11 protein-coding genes are annotated in these 13,840 nt (G+C 52.5%); 7 read left to right on the top strand and 4 right to left on the bottom strand.

All coding sequences use genetic code 11. From position 1 onward, the window contains the following. Positions 1 to 24: 24 nt before the first annotated feature. Entirely contained in the window at positions 25 to 1,566 is a 1,542-nt protein-coding gene (locus tag OGV65_RS04950; RefSeq protein WP_137366564.1) for an MASE1 domain-containing sensor histidine kinase, read from the bottom strand. After that, a complete protein-coding gene (locus OGV65_RS04945; protein WP_286454682.1) occupies positions 1,566 to 2,195 on the bottom strand; it encodes a response regulator transcription factor in 630 nt (209 codons plus the stop codon). The genes OGV65_RS04950 and OGV65_RS04945 overlap by 1 nt, the downstream gene beginning before the upstream one ends. Before the next feature lie 256 nt (positions 2,196 to 2,451). Here OGV65_RS04945 and tauA point away from each other — a divergent pair, with 256 nt between their 5' ends. The 4 genes from tauA to tauD are packed head-to-tail and all read left to right on the top strand — an operon-like array spanning position 2,452 to position 5,871. Beyond that, positions 2,452 to 3,414, top strand: a complete 963-nt coding sequence (gene tauA, locus OGV65_RS04940) for a taurine ABC transporter substrate-binding protein (protein ID WP_049042255.1) — start codon at positions 2,452 to 2,454, stop codon at positions 3,412 to 3,414. A gap of 14 nt (positions 3,415 to 3,428) precedes the next feature. Then, positions 3,429 to 4,196 carry a taurine ABC transporter ATP-binding subunit gene (tauB, locus tag OGV65_RS04935; RefSeq protein WP_016155825.1) on the top strand — a complete coding sequence of 256 codons (768 nt, stop codon included), beginning with the start codon at positions 3,429 to 3,431 and terminating at the stop codon, positions 4,194 to 4,196. Beyond that, positions 4,193 to 5,023 carry a taurine ABC transporter permease TauC gene (tauC, locus tag OGV65_RS04930; RefSeq protein ID WP_286454670.1) on the top strand — a complete coding sequence of 277 codons (831 nt, stop codon included), beginning with the start codon at positions 4,193 to 4,195 and terminating at the stop codon, positions 5,021 to 5,023. The genes tauB and tauC overlap by 4 nt, the downstream gene beginning before the upstream one ends. Next, positions 5,020 to 5,871 carry a taurine dioxygenase gene (tauD, locus tag OGV65_RS04925; protein WP_049270213.1) on the top strand — a complete coding sequence of 284 codons (852 nt, stop codon included), beginning with the start codon at positions 5,020 to 5,022 and terminating at the stop codon, positions 5,869 to 5,871. The genes tauC and tauD overlap by 4 nt, the downstream gene beginning before the upstream one ends. A gap of 78 nt (positions 5,872 to 5,949) precedes the next feature. Here the strand turns inward: tauD and hemB are convergent, their stop codons facing one another. Then, positions 5,950 to 6,924: a porphobilinogen synthase gene (gene hemB / locus OGV65_RS04920; RefSeq protein ID WP_016151991.1), complete on the bottom strand. Its 975-nt coding sequence runs from the start codon at positions 6,922 to 6,924 to the stop codon at positions 5,950 to 5,952. Between the two features lie 510 nt (positions 6,925 to 7,434). Between hemB and ehaB the strand changes: the two genes are divergently transcribed. Both ehaB and iprA read left to right on the top strand, forming a co-directional pair. Then, positions 7,435 to 10,359: an autotransporter adhesin EhaB gene (ehaB, locus tag OGV65_RS04915; protein ID WP_286454669.1), complete on the top strand. Its 2,925-nt coding sequence runs from the start codon at positions 7,435 to 7,437 to the stop codon at positions 10,357 to 10,359. A gap of 89 nt (positions 10,360 to 10,448) precedes the next feature. Next, on the top strand, positions 10,449 to 11,072 hold the full coding sequence (gene iprA, locus OGV65_RS04910; RefSeq protein ID WP_047497841.1) for a hydrogen peroxide resistance inhibitor IprA: 624 nt from the start codon (positions 10,449 to 10,451) through the stop codon (positions 11,070 to 11,072). 1 nt (position 11,073) lies between these two features. Here the strand turns inward: iprA and ampH are convergent, their stop codons facing one another. After that, positions 11,074 to 12,231: a D-alanyl-D-alanine-carboxypeptidase/endopeptidase AmpH gene (gene ampH / locus OGV65_RS04905; protein ID WP_047497838.1), complete on the bottom strand. Its 1,158-nt coding sequence runs from the start codon at positions 12,229 to 12,231 to the stop codon at positions 11,074 to 11,076. Between the two features lie 383 nt (positions 12,232 to 12,614). Here ampH and sbmA point away from each other — a divergent pair, with 383 nt between their 5' ends. Then, on the top strand, positions 12,615 to 13,835 hold the full coding sequence (gene sbmA, locus OGV65_RS04900; protein WP_049282012.1) for a peptide antibiotic transporter SbmA: 1,221 nt from the start codon (positions 12,615 to 12,617) through the stop codon (positions 13,833 to 13,835). Positions 13,836 to 13,840 lie beyond the last annotated feature (5 nt).

Here is a 13,840-nt window from a genome sequence, read left to right as displayed (position 1 = left end):
GCAGTGACTAAGACTTTTTCCTGGTTAACGGCTGATTTGTTGCAAATTTGTGGGCAGGTTAACAATTACCCGCGTGCCGTTGTTCGATTCGAGCGTCAGTTCGCCGCCAAGGGCGCTGACCCGCTCACGCATCCCCTGGATACCGAACCCGGGGATTTTCTCCGCGAGAATACCTACACCGTTGTCAGCGACGTGCAGAAATACGCGGTGTTCCTGCTGGCGCAGCGTAATCGACACTTCGCTGGCGTCGGCATGTTTACAGACGTTATTGAGCAACTCCTGCAGCAGGCGATACAGTGTGAAACGCACCGTTTCATTTTCTGGCGTATTTTCAAGCTGATAGTCAAACCAACAGCGAATGCCGCGTTCGGCAAAGGCAAATTCATTCACCAGATGATGCAGTGCATCTTTAAAGGCCAGTTCATCGAGCGCGGGCGGTCGTAGCTGGCGCAGCAGTTGGCGGGTGGAGTGGTGAATGCGCCGGGCAAGGTCGTTGATCTGATTTGCCGCTTCAAGTGTTTGCTCGCGACCCGGCGCGCGCTTGACCAGTTGCGACTGAATTTGAATGGCGGTGATGTTCTGACCAATTTCGTCGTGCAGCTCCCGCGCCAGGCTTTTGCGCGTATTTTCCTCGGTGCGGATCAGTTGTTCGGTCAGCGCGCGTCGCGCTGCCAGTTCGGCTTCCAGACGCTGGCGATAATGGTGCAGGTTTTGCGCCAGATGCTGCTGGCGGCTGATAGCGATCCCCAGCCCTATGCCCAGCAGCGCCTGGGTGGCGAGGAAAATCTCCAACTCCAGTAAATTGCTGAACCCGACGCCGATTTGCCGGGCGATGGTGATCATCATGCTGCCGAGCAGTCCGGACAACACGCCGCCCTGCCAGCCAAATTTCCACGCCATCACCACGTTCGGTAAGAACACCACGATTAGCAGCAGGCGCTCGATCTCTGGTGACAGCACCATCTGGGTACCTATGCCAATAATGAAAAACAGACTGCACCAGATGATAAGCGAGGTACGCAGGGGGGGATTGGTGGTATCCAGTCCGAGCAAATGATAGCGGTGCTGCTGGCGCAGAAACTCATAGATCAGATAGACAAACGGCGTCAGCAGTACGCCGCCAGTAAACGATGCCAGGCCAATTAACGTTGCCGGGCTTTGGATAAACGGTGAAAGCAGGAGGGTATTGAGCAATGACGTGATCGTCACCGCGGCCAGCAGCAGCGTTAAGCGCTGCCAGTAAAGGGGGAAGCGGTGCCAGTATGACTGGCCGATACTCGCCGGGATCAGGCTAATCAACGGCGCAGCCAGCAGGATATAGCCATTCACTAATTGCTCGCTGTGCAGCCAGAACAGCATCAGCACCGGCGGCAGTACCAGCGCGGGCCAGTAACGGCGAGAAAGCAGGATTAGCAGGGCGAGATAGACGCCGTGCGGCAGGAATAGCGCTGCCTGCTGGCCGTTGTGGGTCAGGTAAAACCCCAGCGTCCACAGCATCAGCCAGCCCGATCCCCAGGCCAGCAGAATAAACAGAGAAATAACCCCATGACGAAGGCTGCGTGACATTAATGCCCCGTCAGCAACTGGTGGTCGAGTGCAAAATGCACCAGATCGATGGTGCTGTGGCATTGCAGTTTGCCCAGCACGTTCGCACGATGAACGTGCACCGTTTTATGGCTGAGGTCGAGCTTGAAGGCGATCTCTTTTACGCTGTCGCCTTTGACCAGCAGATCAAACACTTCGCGCTTGCGCGGGGTCAATACCTCCAGTACCTGCGCGGGCTGTTCGCCGCCGCGTAGCGCCCGCAGCGCGTCGGCGCACAGGTAATGCCCGCCCATACCAACCGAACGTACCGCCTGCACCAGTTCCTCTGGCCCGCAGCGTTTGGTCAGATAACCGCTGGCACCGGCATCCAATGCGCTTTGCACAAACGTGGGTGACTCATAGATGCTGAGAATAATGGCGCGAAAACCGGGCTTCTGCGCCCGCAGTCGTTTTAACAGGCTCAGGCCATTTTCATCCGGCATGGCGATATCCATCACCGCAACGTTAACGTCATCATGCAGTAATGCAGGCCACGCCTGTGCCGCGCTGCTGTACTGGCCAGCAACGTTGAGATCGTCTTCGAGACTGAGTAATTGCGCAAAGCCGGAACGCACCACCACATGGTCATCCACCAGCACAACATGAATCATGATCTTGCTCTCTTGCCTGACAATGGCATCTATGATGCCTGCCAGCGCCGCGCTGGCAATCCCCGTGGCGCGGATATGTAACGAATGTAACAAAATCGCAATAATTTGACGGCCTGCAATCAAATGCATTTCCGGGCTAAGCATTGCCGCTTTTTTTCTAAAAACAGATCGCTATTAGCCAGAATTTTTAATTCCTTTATCAAATTGTGCCGCAACGAAATACTGCCCCCATAACAAGACAGGGGAGCAGACAATCATGGCTATTTCATCGCGTAACGCACTACTTGCCGCACTGGCATTCATCGCATTTCAGGCACAGGCGGTGAACGTCACCGTTGCTTATCAGACCTCCGCTGAACCCGCTAAAGTGGCGCAGGCGGATAACACCTTTGCTAAAGAGAGCGGGGCTACCGTTGACTGGCGCAAATTCGACAGCGGTGCGAGCATCGTCCGTGCGCTGGCATCCGGTGATGTGCAGATCGGTAATCTTGGCTCCAGCCCGCTGGCGGTCGCTGCCAGCCAGCAGGTGCCTATTGAGGTTTTCCTGCTGGCGTCAAAACTCGGCAATTCTGAAGCGCTGGTGGTGAAGAAAAACATCAGTAAACCGCAAGATTTGATTGGTAAGCGCATTGCCGTGCCGTTTATTTCCACTACCCATTACAGCCTGCTGGCGGCGTTGAAACACTGGGGTATCAAAGCAGGGCAGGTGGAGATTGTGAACCTGCAGCCACCCGCGATTATTGCCGCCTGGCAGCGCGGAGATATTGATGGTGCTTATGTCTGGGCGCCTGCGGTAAACGCGCTGGAAAAAGATGGCAAGGTATTAACCGACTCATCGCAGGTTGGCGAGTGGGGCGCACCGACGCTGGACGTGTGGGTGGTGCGCAAAGATTTTGCCGAGAAGCATCCTGAGGTGGTGAAAGCCTTTGCCAAAAGCGCCATCGACGCCCAGCAGCCTTATATCGCTAATCCCGATGAATGGCTGAAGCAGCCGGAGAATATCAGCAAACTGTCGCGTTTGAGTGGCGTACCGGAGGCTGATGTGCCAGGGCTGGTGAAAGGTAACACCTATTTGACGGCACAACAGCAAACCGCTGAGCTAACCGGCCCGGTGAATAAAGCGATTATCGACACCGCGCAGTTCCTCAAAGAGCAGGGCAAAGTCCCCGCCGTCGCGACGGATTACAGCCAGTATGTGACCGATCGCTTCGTGCAATAAATAAGGAGGCGCTGATGCTGCAAATCTCTCATCTTGCCGCCAGCTACGGTGGAAAACCGGTGCTGGAAGATATCAACCTGACGCTCGATAGTGGCGAACTGCTGGTGGTACTCGGACCTTCTGGTTGCGGAAAAACCACGCTGTTAAATCTGATTGCCGGGTTTGTGCCGTATCAGCATGGCAGCATTATGCTGGCGGGCAACAAAGTTGAAGGTCCAGGCGCAGAGCGCGGGGTTGTGTTCCAGAACGAAGGCCTGCTGCCCTGGCGCAACGTGCAGGACAACGTGGCCTTCGGGCTGCAACTGGCGGGGATGGAAAAGCCCCAACGTCAACGAATCGCGCGGGAGATGTTGCAGAAAGTTGGGCTGGAGGATGCGGGAAAACGTTTTATCTGGCAGCTCTCTGGTGGTCAGCGTCAGCGCGTCGGCATTGCGAGGGCGTTGGCTGCCAACCCGCAGCTGTTGTTGCTGGATGAACCCTTTGGCGCGCTCGACGCCTTTACCCGCGAGCAGATGCAAACCCTGCTGCTGAAGTTGTGGCATGAGACTGGCAAACAGGTGCTGTTGATTACCCACGATATTGAAGAAGCCGTTTTTTTGGCAACGGAGCTGGTATTGCTGTCGCCAGGCCCTGGCCGGGTACTGGAGCGTCTGCCGCTGAATTTCGCTCGTCGCTTTGTGGCCGGAGAGCCGAGCCGCAGCATTAAGTCCGACCCGCAGTTTATCGCCATGCGCGAGTATGTGTTAGGTCGTGTCTTTGAACAACGGGAGGCATTCTCATGAGCGTGGTGATTAATGATAAACCCCGTCGCCAGCGCGCGCTGAACTGGCGCTGGCCGTTCTCGCGGCAGATTACCTTAAGCTTCGGTACGCTGGTCGTCATTCTGGCGGTGTGGTGGACGGCGGCGGCGCTGCAGTTAATCAGTCCGCTGTTTTTACCCCCGCCGGGCCAGGTTTTGCAAAAACTGATGGTTATTGCCGGGCCGCAGGGGTTTATGGATGCCACGCTGTGGCAGCATCTGGCGGCGAGCCTGACGCGTATTGTTATCGCGCTGCTGGCGGCGGTACTGCTCGGCGTTCCGGTTGGGATCGCTATGGGGCTGAGTCCGACGATGCGCGGCATTCTCGATCCGATCATTGAACTGTATCGTCCGGTTCCGCCATTGGCCTATTTGCCGCTGATGGTGATCTGGTTTGGCATTGGTGAGACCTCCAAGATCCTGCTGATCTATCTGGCGATTTTCGCCCCTGTAGCGATGTCGGCGCTGGCGGGGGTTAAAAGCGCGCAGCAGGTGAGAGTGCGTGCCGCACAGTCGCTGGGAGCCAGCCGTACGCAGGTGCTGTGGTTTGTTATTTTGCCGGGGGCATTGCCGGAGATACTCACAGGGTTGCGTATCGGGCTTGGCGTGGGCTGGTCGACGTTGGTGGCAGCAGAGCTGATTGCCGCCACGCGAGGTTTAGGATTTATGGTGCAGTCAGCCGGTGAGTTTCTGGCAACGGATGTGGTGCTGGCGGGGATCGCGGTGATTGCCGTTATTGCGTTTATTTTAGAACTGGGTCTGCGCGCGCTTCAGCGCCGCCTGACGCCCTGGCATGGAGAAGTACAATGAGTGAACGTCTGAGCATTACCCCGCTGGGGCCGAACATTGGCGCACAAATCACCGGTGCGGATTTGACGCGCCCGCTGAGCGATAATCAGTTTGAACAGCTTTATCACGCCGTACTGCGCCATCAGGTGGTGTTTCTACGTGAGCAGGTGATTACGCCGCAACAACAGCGGGCGCTGGCGCTGCGTTTTGGCGATCTGCATATTCACCCTGTCTATCCGCATGCCGAAGGGGTTGAAGAGATTATCGTGCTGGATACTCATAACGATAATCCCCCGGATAACGACAACTGGCACACCGATGTGACCTTTATCGACACGCCGCCAGCGGGCGCGATTCTGGCGGCAAAAGAGCTGCCATCGACAGGGGGAGACACCCTGTGGACCAGCGGGATTGCCGCTTATGACGCATTATCTGAGCCGTTTCGCCAGTTGCTGAGCGGCCTGCAGGCAGAGCATGATTTTCGTAAATCCTTCCAGGAATATAAATACCGCCAGACGCCAGAGGAGCATCAGCGCTGGCTGGAGGCGGTGGCAAAGCATCCGCCCCTGCTGCATCCGGTGGTGCGCACGCATCCAGTGAGCGGGAAGCAGGCGCTGTTCGTGAATGAAGGATTTACCACGCGAATTGTCGATGTAACGGAAAAAGAGAGCGAGGCGTTACTGCGCTTTTTGTTCGCGCATATCACTAAACCGGAGTTCCAGGTGCGCTGGCGTTGGCAGCCCAACGATGTGGCGATTTGGGATAATCGCGTGACGCAGCATTATGCGAATGCAGATTATCTGCCCCAGCGGCGCATTATGCACCGGGCGACAATTTTGGGAGACAAGCCGTTTTTTCGGGCGGGGTGATTATCGGAGACGCTTCATTTACCGGGCCTACGACCTGTAGGTCCGGTAAAGCGAAGCCGTCATTAGGCAACAAAGTGATTAGCGCAGGATTTTTTTCTCAGCCAGATCCAGTGCGAAGTAGCTGAAGATCAGATCCGCGCCAGCGCGTTTGATCGAGCCTAAGCTTTCCAGCACCACTTTCTCTTCATCTATTGCACCCGCGAGGGCTGCAAACTTGATCATCGCGTATTCACCGCTGACCTGATAAGCGCCAATCGGCAGCTCGGTGCGCTCGCGGATATCGCGCAGAATATCGAGGTATGCGCCAGCCGGTTTGACCATCAGGCAGTCTGCGCCCTGGGCTTCATCCAGCAGCGATTCGCGGATCGCTTCCCGACGGTTCATCGGGTTCATCTGATAGGTTTTACGATCGCCCTTCAACGCGGTACCTGCGGCTTCACGGAATGGGCCATAGAAAGAAGAGGCAAATTTGGTGGAGTAGGACATGATCGCGGTATCGGTAAAGCCCGCGGCATCCAGCGCCTGGCGAATCGCCTGCACCTGGCCGTCCATTGCGGCGGAAGGGGCGATGAAATCTGCGCCCGCAGCGGCGGCAACGACTGCCTGTTTGCCGAGGTTGGCAAGGGTTAAATCGTTATCAACGCCGTGCTCGCATAATACGCCGCAGTGACCGTGCGAGGTGTATTCACAGAAGCAGGTGTCGGACATGACGATCATCTCCGGTACGGTCTGCTTACAGATACGCGACATGCGCGCCACCAGACCGTCTTCTTTCCAGGCATCGCTGCCGGTGTCATCGGTGTGATGAGAAATGCCGAAGGTCATGACCGAGCGGATGCCTGCATTCGCAATGCGTTCAATTTCGCGCGCCAGGTGCTTCTCTGGAATGCGCATCACGCCGGGCATGGCCTCGATAGCTTTGTAATCGTCGAGTTCTTCTTCAACAAAGATCGGCAACACCAGGTCATTTAAGCTGAGTGTTGTCTCTTCAAACATAGCGCGCAGCGCAGGTGATTTGCGCAGGCGGCGAGGGCGTTGGATTAGGTCTGTCATGGTATGCCTGATGTTTGTGGAATCGAAGGCCGTAGTATACCCGAACCTGAGGGTGGGTGGTTTACGAAAGTTGGCGTTATATCTGGATTTTCCATCGTGGAAGGCTGAATCATTAGAGCAATTTATTCACATTTATGGCAAATTATTCATATTCATTATTTTGTTTGTTTCTATTTTATTATTTTAAATATCGATGCGTTTATTTTTATAGATGTGGAAATAATTCCATTTCATTTATTGTTTATTTGTTTAGGTGAGTGGTGAGTTATTTATTAATTATATGCTTCAGAAATGTCTTGTGAGATATTTCATTGAAAGAATGAGTTTTTTTTGTCTTTTGTGTCAGAGGCGAGGGTATTCGTGGTGTTGTCCGGTTTCGGACGACTAGCAAAGAATAATTGAACCTTTCCTTTGTGAAACCGCATAATCGTCCCCGCGAAACATAAAATGTTTTCTTTGCATTGATAATTGATGGATCAACTATATTACGTCCCTGAGGAGGGATGACAAATGCACACTTGGAAAAAGAAACTTGTAGTCTCACAATTAGCATTAGCCTGTACTTTGGCAATCACTTCTCAGGCGAATGCTTCTACTGATATTTCTGGGACGACGTACACAACGTTCACCCATTATAATGATGCATCACATGTTGATGACGTTTACTTCGATGGCTATGTCGGTTGGAACAATTACGGCACTGATAGTATTTATAACGGTGATATTTATCCGGTAATCAATAACGCTACTGTCAACGGCGTTATTTCTACTTATTATCTGGATGATGGACTGTCAACCAACGGCAATTATAACAGCCTGACGATTAAAAACAGTACCATTCACGGTATGGTGACATCCGAATGTATGACCACGGATTGTACTAACCGTACGGGTACCGACTATTATTACGATCGTCTGGCGATGAACGTCATCAATTCTACTATCGATGACAACTACGAACATTATACCTACAACGGTACCTATAATGACGTGGCTGATACGCACGTTGTCGACGTTTATAACCTGGGTACGGCTATCACTCTGGATCAAGAAGTTGATCTGTCTATCACCAACAACTCTCACGTTGCGGGTATTACCCTGACTCAAGGTTATGAGTGGGAAGATATTGACGATAATACCGTCATCACCGGCGTAAACAGCAGCGAAGTGTTTAACAACACTATCGCTGTTACCGACTCTACCCTGACCTCCGGTTCCTGGTCTGATGAAGGAAGATCCGGCTGGTTTGGTAACACCAGCAATGCGAGCGACTACAACGGTAACGGTTGGAACGCGAATGATATCGCATTGGCGGTTATTGCTCATCCCGATGCAGATAACGCGATGCAGACCACCGCCACGTTTGATAACGCTACGCTGATGGGCGATGTGCTGTTCTCCAGCAACTTTGATGAGAACTTCTTCCCGAACGGTGCTGATACTTACCGTGATACCGATGCCGATCTGGATACCAACGGCTGGGATGGTACTGACCGTCTGGATCTGACCCTGAACCACGGCAGCAAGTGGGTTGGTGCGGCAATGTCCGTCCATCAGGTTGACGTTGATGGTGATGGCGTTTACGAAAGCTATGCTGAGGGCACTGAAGCCACCGCTACGCTGATTGATATCGCTGCCAACAGCCTGTGGCCTTCTTCAACCTACGGTATCGATAGCGACACAACCTCTTATGACGAAAATGGTCATGTGGTTGGCAATACCGTTTATCAGAGCGGTCTGTTCAACGTGACGCTGAACGGCGCTTCCCAGTGGGATACCACCAAAACTTCTCTGATTGACACTCTGAGCATCAACAGCGGTTCCGTTGTCAACGTGGGTGATTCTGCGCTGGTTTCTGACTCCATCTCTCTGACCGGTGCTTCCGCACTGAACATCAATGAAGATGGTCGTGTTGCGACTAATACGCTGTCTATTGACAACAGTACCGTAACGATTGCTGATGATGTCTCTGCAGGCTGGAATGTGCTTAATGCCGCGCTGTATGCCAATACCATTAACGTCACCAACAACGGCGTTCTGGATGTGGGCAACAGCACCGGAAACGCGCTGCAGGTTGATACCCTGAATCTGACCAGCTACACCGACGCTTACAACCATGTTAATGCGGGTGTTTTCGACATCAACAGCGCTAACTATGTGTTGAATGCTGACCTGACCAACGATCGTACCAACGATACGCGCCAGGCTAACTACGGTTATGGCGTGATCGCGATGAACTCTGATGGTCATCTGACTATCAACGGTAACGGCGATTCTGACACCTCAGGCGATCAGTCTGAAGTTGATAACTACGGTGATCACGTAGCAGCGGCAACCGGTAACTATAAAGTTCGCATCGATAACGCCACTGGCGCAGGTTCTGTTGCTGATTACAACGGTAACGAGCTGATCTACGTTAACGACACGAACAGCACCGCAACTTTCTCTGCAGCCAACAAAGCAGACCTGGGTGCTTACACCTATCAGGCTCAGCAGCAGGGTAACACCGTTGTTCTGGAGCAGATGGAGCTGACCGACTACGCGAACATGGCGCTGAGCATTCCGTCTGCCAACACCAATATCTGGAACCTGGAACAAGACACCGTTGGTACTCGTCTGACTAACGCGCGTCATGGTCTGGTAGATAACGGTGGTGCATGGGTGAGCTACTTCGGCGGTAGCTTCGATGCGGATAACGGCAACATTAACTATGATCAGGATGTTAACGGCATCATGGTCGGTGTTGATTCCAAAATCGATGGTAACAACGCTAAGTGGATTGTCGGTGCTGCGGCAGGCTTCGCGAAAGGTGATATGAGTGATCGTACCGGTCAGGTAGATCAGGATAGCCAGACTGCCTATATCTACTCTTCTGCTCGTTTTGCGAACAACATCTTTGTTGACAGTAACTTAAGCTACTCCCACTTCAACAACGATCTGTCTGCCAGCATGAGCAACGGTCAGTATGTTGATGGCAGCACCTCTTCTGATGCCTGGGGCTTTGGCTTGAAACTGGGTTATGACCTGAAGCTGGGTGACGCAGGTTACGTAACCCCTTACGGTAGCGTATCCGGTCTGTTCCAGTCTGGTGATGACTATAAGCTGAGCAACGACATGAAAGTTGACGGTCAGTCTTATGACAGCATGCGTTATGAACTTGGTGTAGATGCGGGTTATACCTTCGCCTACAGCGATGACCAGGCGTTGACCCCGTACTTCAAACTGGCCTACGTTTACGACGACTCTAACAACGATTCTGATGTAAACGGTGATTCTATCGACAACGGCGTAGAAGGTTCTGCGGTACGCGTTGGGCTGGGTACTCAGTTCAGCTTCACCAAGAACTTCAGCGCGTACACCGATGCTAATTACCTCGGTGGCGGTGATGTCGATCAAGACTGGTCTGCAAACGTTGGTGTTAAATATACCTGGTAACAACTTTCTCGCAGAGAAATAAAAGGTAATTTAATTTAGAATAATGCCCGTCACGGATTTGACGGGCATTTATTGCAAGGAATGCGCACATGCTATCTTCAAATAAACCTCTTCTTGAGTTTGGTAAGCTTGATAAATGTTTAGCGAAATATGGTAAACACTTTGAGTGTGAGAACGATAAAGAAATAATTTATTCCGGTGATATTAATAGTGATGATACTTTCGTTATTTTAAGTGGTGTTGTTTCCTTGCGTAGAGGGGAAAGCGTGCTGGTCGGGATTGCACAGGCACCTTTTATTATGGGCCTTTCTGATGGCGTGATGAAAACAGATGTACAATACAAATTAATAACCGAAAGTAATTGTACAGGATACCACCTGCCTGCTTCGCAAACGATAAATATAATTGAACAATGCCAGCTTTGGCGTGAAGCCTTTTGCTGGCTGGCATGGCAAAACTCCATGTTTGAGTTGCGCGATCTGCAACTGATCGGCAATAACTCCTACGATCAGATCCGCGCGACGCTGATATCCATGACAAAATGGGACGACGTACTGCGTTCGCGTATCGGCGTCATGAACTATATTCACCAACGCACGCGAATTTCACGCTCAGTTGTCGCTGAGGTTCTCGCGGCATTGCGTAAAGGTGGTTACATTGAAATGAATAAAGGCAAACTGGTGAGCATTAACCGTTTGCCTTTTGAGTATTAAGTCAGGATGCAGGAATAACCTGCGGTTTGTTCCCGCTCAGCTCAGCAACCAGATCGTTGATACCGTCGCTCATATTGGTAAAGCGGGTTAGCGGAGAGCGGGTCACCACGATAAATGCCCCGACGTTTTGCTGCGGGATCATCGCCATATAGGTAATGAAGCCGCCGCCGCCACCGGTTTTTTGAATAATTCCTGGTCGCCCATTTTTCGGCGCCATATAGACCCAGCCCAAACCCAGCGCATCGGCTCTACCCGGAACATCCATCCCTATCACTTTTGTTAACTGCGTACGCTGATAAATCAGCGTCTGCATACGGTCGGCCTGCTGGCTACGATGGTAAAAATCAGATGAGAGATACTGCTGCATCCAGCGCATCATATCGCCGGGCGTTGAATAAACACCGCCGCTGCCCATTGCCGCCAGGGTATTGTTGCAAGGACTGGCGCCTTTTTCCGCGACCATCAGGCGTCTGCATTGATCGGGGGATGGGGTAAAGGTGGTGTCTTTCATCCCCAGCGGACGGGTAATTTTTTCTTCAAACAGCTGCGGATAAGGCTTTCCGGATGCGGTTCCTAGCGCATCGGCCAGCAGGTCAAACGCCAGGTTGGAATAAGAAGCCTGCGAGCCCGGTGCGGTTTTAAGCGTGGCGGTTGAGAGATAGCTCCAGCGCTGTTCACGGGTTGGCCAGACAAACACTGGGCGCTTCGCCGCGCCGCCAGGTTGTTCGCGCGGTAGCGCGCTGGTATGCGTCGCCAGATTCACCAGCGTAATCGGCGTGCCCTGATAAGTTGGCACGCGCGCGCCAGGCGGCGCATATTTGCTCAATGGATCGTTGAGTTTAACCGTACCCTGATCGAGTAATTTCACCAGCATTTCGCTGGTCATTAATTTAGTAATAGAGGCAATTCGAATAACGGAATCCAGCTGCGGATGAACGTTATTGCCAGGGCGTGTTTCGCCGAAGCTGCGAAATACGCGCTGGTTACCATCAATCACCACGAGCGCCATCCCCGTAGCACCGCTGCCGTAAAATATATGGTCGGCATAACGATCGACGATATCAGAGGCGAAGACCGGATCGGTTATAGGCTGTGCCGCCTGGACAGATGTCAATGACGCCGCACACAGCGCGGCAGAAAAAAGCAGACTACGTTTCAACGGTGGTGTCCATGAGTTAGAGAAAGTGAAAAAGGATGTCGTGCGTATGCGTATTTATACTACTCATCGGCGTATTGCAAAGCGCTTATCAGCCAATGATAGTGTGAAAAACGTAACGATGAGTAAACGCGAGCGTTTACCGGATTACGGATGTTCGCTTTTGTGATCTCACGCTGTGATAATCTGCACTTGCTGGAACGTTGTCGAGTGTGAAAATCACAGAAACAATTCTTCATACCCGGGTGCGAACTAAGTGCCGCGGTTTTGGTCACACTTGTCGGTTTCAGCTTGTGTTTTTGGGCGTAAGCCGTCTGGCCACCGCACTCCACGGTGGCAAATACACAGCAGTCGTCATAACGATAAGAAGTTAGCAGGAGAGCACTATGTTTAAGTCTTTTTTCCCAAAGCCGGGGCCGTTCTTTATTTCGGCATTTATTTGGGCACTGGTCGCCGTTGTATTCTGGCAAGGAGGTGGGGGAGCCTGGGTTGCGCATATTACCGGCGCGTCGGGAGACGTACCGATTAGCGCGGCCCGATTCTGGTCACTGGATTACCTGATTTTTTATGCGTATTACATCCTTTGTGTTGGTGTGTTCGCGCTGTTCTGGTTTATCTACAGCCCGCACCGCTGGCAGTACTGGTCCATACTGGGCACGTCGCTGATTATTTTCGTGACCTGGTTTCTGGTTGAAGTTGGCGTCGCCGTCAACGCCTGGTATGCGCCATTCTATGATCTGATTCAATCCGCGTTGAGTGCGCCGCATAAGGTGAAGATTGAGCAGTTCTATCATGAAGTAGGCATCTTTCTTGGCATTGCGCTGATTGCCGTGGTCATTGGGGTGATGAACAACTTCTTCGTCAGCCACTATGTATTCCGCTGGCGTACCGCAATGAACGAACACTATATGGCGCACTGGCAGCATCTGCGTCATATCGAAGGCGCGGCGCAGCGTGTGCAGGAAGATACCATGCGTTTTGCCTCCACGCTTGAAAATATGGGGGTCAGCTTTATCAATGCGATTATGACGCTGATTGCCTTCTTACCTGTCCTGGTCACTCTCTCAGCCCATGTGCCGGACCTGCCCATTGTTGGACATGTTCCTTATGGCCTGGTGATTGCCGCGATTGTCTGGTCGCTGATGGGAACCGGCTTGCTGGCGGTAGTCGGCATCAAACTTCCGGGGCTGGAGTTTAAAAACCAGCGCGTGGAAGCTGCTTACCGTAAAGAACTGGTTTACGGCGAAGATGACGCTAATCGTGCGACCCCGCCGACGGTGCGTGAACTGTTCCATGCGGTGCGCCAGAACTACTTCCGCCTCTATTTTCACTATATGTACTTCAATATCGCCCGTATTCTATACCTGCAGGTTGATAACGTTTTCGGCTTGTTCCTGCTGTTCCCGTCGATTGTTGCCGGTACGATTACGCTCGGCCTGATGACGCAAATCACCAACGTGTTTGGCCAGGTGCGCGGCTCGTTCCAGTATTTGATTAACTCCTGGACAACGTTAGTCGAACTGATGTCTATTTATAAGCGTCTGCGCAGCTTTGAACGTGAGCTTGATGGCCAGGATATTCAGGAAGTTACCCATACGCTTAGTTAATAAAA

Origin of the sequence: Citrobacter sp. Cb004 (genome assembly GCF_030337065.1) — a bacterium.
Classification (GTDB): Bacteria; Pseudomonadota; Gammaproteobacteria; order Enterobacterales; family Enterobacteriaceae; genus Citrobacter; species Citrobacter braakii.
Note: the sequence above shows the minus strand (reverse complement) of the source record. Positions and strands in the feature narration are given on the sequence as shown.

What these genes read in the sequence shown, in the direction of transcription:
- sbmA (WP_049282012.1), top strand. Translation starts at nt 12,615, where the DNA reads ATGTTTAAGTCTTTTTTCCCAAAGCCGGGGCCGTTCTTTATTTCGGCA.
- tauC (WP_286454670.1), top strand. Translation starts at nt 4,193, where the DNA reads ATGAGCGTGGTGATTAATGATAAACCCCGTCGCCAGCGCGCGCTGAAC.
- hemB (WP_016151991.1), bottom strand. Translation starts at nt 6,924, where the DNA reads ATGACAGACCTAATCCAACGCCCTCGCCGCCTGCGCAAATCACCTGCG.
- OGV65_RS04945 (WP_286454682.1), bottom strand. Translation starts at nt 2,195, where the DNA reads ATGATTCATGTTGTGCTGGTGGATGACCATGTGGTGGTGCGTTCCGGC.
- tauA (WP_049042255.1), top strand. Translation starts at nt 2,452, where the DNA reads ATGGCTATTTCATCGCGTAACGCACTACTTGCCGCACTGGCATTCATC.
- ehaB (WP_286454669.1), top strand. Translation starts at nt 7,435, where the DNA reads ATGCACACTTGGAAAAAGAAACTTGTAGTCTCACAATTAGCATTAGCC.
- OGV65_RS04950 (WP_137366564.1), bottom strand. Translation starts at nt 1,566, where the DNA reads ATGTCACGCAGCCTTCGTCATGGGGTTATTTCTCTGTTTATTCTGCTG.
- iprA (WP_047497841.1), top strand. Translation starts at nt 10,449, where the DNA reads ATGCTATCTTCAAATAAACCTCTTCTTGAGTTTGGTAAGCTTGATAAA.
- tauB (WP_016155825.1), top strand. Translation starts at nt 3,429, where the DNA reads ATGCTGCAAATCTCTCATCTTGCCGCCAGCTACGGTGGAAAACCGGTG.
- tauD (WP_049270213.1), top strand. Translation starts at nt 5,020, where the DNA reads ATGAGTGAACGTCTGAGCATTACCCCGCTGGGGCCGAACATTGGCGCA.